The 2,593-nt window shown below is 55.2% G+C and carries 1 protein-coding gene; it reads right to left on the bottom strand.

Annotated features, from left to right (window positions below; translation table 11 throughout):
- The coding region (locus OSC10802_RS52740; protein ID WP_017716560.1) for a two-partner secretion domain-containing protein at positions 1–2,546 on the bottom strand (2,546 nt) is incomplete at its 3' end.
- Positions 2,547–2,593: the final 47 nt, after the last annotated feature.

Genomic DNA, 2,593 nt, shown 5'->3' on the forward strand with positions numbered 1-2,593 from the left:
TCCGGAATTCCGCCGCGTCCGGTGACCACAAAGCGATTGCCCTTATCCGCCGCGCAGCCGGAAACAATTTGATTGCTGATGTCACTGAAAGACGCTGACACCTGAAGCAACCCTGCGGCGGGGTTAACATCAGGGGTTTTGATTTCCACCGTACCGCTGAACTCGGGGCCGAGATTAGACGTGGCTGTGATGTCGCTCTCCGGGGTAATGGCATCCCGAAACTGCGTGCCAAAAATTCCAGTGGCGCTCACACTCACCCGACCCCCTTTGCCTGATAGAGCGTTAGCGGTGATGTCGCTATTTTCTAGGGCGACGAGCGTGCCGGCGCTAATACTAATATTGCCGCCATCGGCGTTATTGGCGTCTGTCACAATATGGCTGCCCGAGCGCAGCTGTAAAGAAGATGCCTGTATGTTCAGATCGCCCCCCGTTCCGGAGTTGGTGTTGGCTTCTAGCTTTCCGCCAGTATTCAGTCGCACCGAGTCAGCCACCACATTTAATGTGCCGGTGCTGCCCGCCCCCAAATTGCTCACGGTAATCAGGCCCCCATCCCGGACTGTTAGGGAGCCGGTCTGAATATTCAGCGCCCCTGCATTTCCGGAAGCGCTGGGATTTTGAAAGCTGTACACCCGGCCTGCTGAAGCTTCAATCTGGGTGAGAAATTGAGCGGTATTAGCACTTCCAATAACTTCTACCGTCTGAGCGCCGATTGTAATGTCCCCCGCCTTTCCCGACCCGGCAGAAGCCGCCGAAATGTAGGCCCCATTGCTGACCGTCAGTCTCGGCGTATAAATGCTGATATTTCCTCCCGGATAGGAGTTGACAGTAAAAGAGGTAAGAAAGGTTTGCTGCTGGCTGCCCGTATCGAGAACATTAGAAGAAAAGCCCGACACTTCCACCGACTCCCGGGCGCGAATTGTCAAGTTGCCTGCAGGTCCCCCAGCCGCAGACAGCAAACTTTGGCCAATAAAAAGGCCGTTACTGGAGCCAATTCCCGCACCATCGGAGAGAATCAGCCGGCCCGCCTCAATGGTGATGTCCCCCGCCTTTCCCGTACCGTCTACACTGAAAGTGGTTATTAAAACTGGGTTTACGCTACCGGTGGGGGTTCCGAACAGTTCTACTGTGTCAGAAACTCTGATGGCGATATTCCCCCCAGGACCGTCACCCCGGGGAACGCTGCCCAAACCAGCCCCATCGCGCACCGTCAACCGTCTCGCCTCAACGGTAATATCCCCTCCAGCGCCGGCACTCCCCCGCACTGTGCCGGTGTTTATCCCAGAACCGACCAACTCCACAGTACCGGCACGCAGTGTCAGATTTCCCGCCTTTCCAGCACCAAAGGTTCCGCCCAAACCAGCAACTCCATCGCGCAGCAGCAACAGGCGTCCGGCATCAATGGTGACGTCGCCCCCAGCCCCAGTGCCAGCCGTCGCCGTTCCCAGAGTCAAAATCGGATTGAAGGGGCTGATTGTTCCAGTTGTCAGATATTCACTCACTATCTGTTGATACTTCTCAAATCCAGTGCCGATCATTTCCACTGAATCGCTGGCGCGAATGTTGACAGCTCCCGCCGCACCACTGCCGAGCGTTATTGTGTAAATCTGCGACCCCTCCCCGGCACGAAAGGAATTGCCGCTGATATCTATCCCCCTGCCGTCTATCTTCCCCAGCGTCATAGCCACAAGCCGCGAGTTGCTCAGGGTGACATTTCCCCCCCGGATTTCTATTCTGCCGCTGCCCAGTCCGCTGGTGTTAATTTTGGCACCGGCAGACAGTTGAATGTTGCCGAAATTTTCGATATTTTCATAGTTTGGGCTCAACCCCACCGGCGTTGCCTTGAGGCTGACTAAACCCGAACTGGCGATGCTGCCGAGGTGAATTTCTCCCCCACTTGCGGTTAAATTTCCCCCCTCAAGCTGAATCTCCCCACCGATTAAGGCTAAACTTTGACCGGGGTTCACTTCTAAACCGGCATTGGCAAACAGCGGTAAAATTTCCGGTATTAGCTGCATCACCGAGAGTATATCAGCAGGTAAACTCGCTCCTGCTCCCCTCGATTGATTGACAATTCTCCCCGGATTTTGCCCGAATTGCAAGCCAGCAGGCACGTTAATAGCCAGCAGCGGTGGCGCTGCCGGATTGGTGGCGCTGAAATGGCTGCTATCTGCAAATTTAATGCTGTTTGCCGTGCTGCCTATAAATGAGCCGCCGATATTTAACTGCGCGTTGGGGCCAAAAATGATGCCCGCGGGATTGATGAAGAACAGGTTAGCGGTTCCACTGGCCCGAATTAAGCCGTCAATATTAGAGATTTTGCCCCCCGTTACGCGGGTGAGGATGTTGCTAATATCGGGGGCGCTGTTGAAAAATGCCTCGCTGCCGGTGGGGAGGGAAAATTCCTGAAAGCTGTGAAAGAGATTGCCACCGGCTCTTGTTCCCCCCTCAATGCGAAGCGTGCTGCCATCCCGCGTTACGGTCGAATGCAAGGGCAGGGTTGCGTCTGGTATAATTTGCGCATGGCTCGGACTTGAAGCTGCCAGCATCAGCAGAGAAATTGTGCCGATTTGACAAAGGCTGCGGGTGGGGAGCA

This window comes from Kamptonema formosum PCC 10802, from assembly GCF_000332335.1.
Taxonomy (GTDB): Bacteria; Cyanobacteriota; Cyanobacteriia; order Cyanobacteriales; family Oscillatoriaceae; genus Oscillatoria.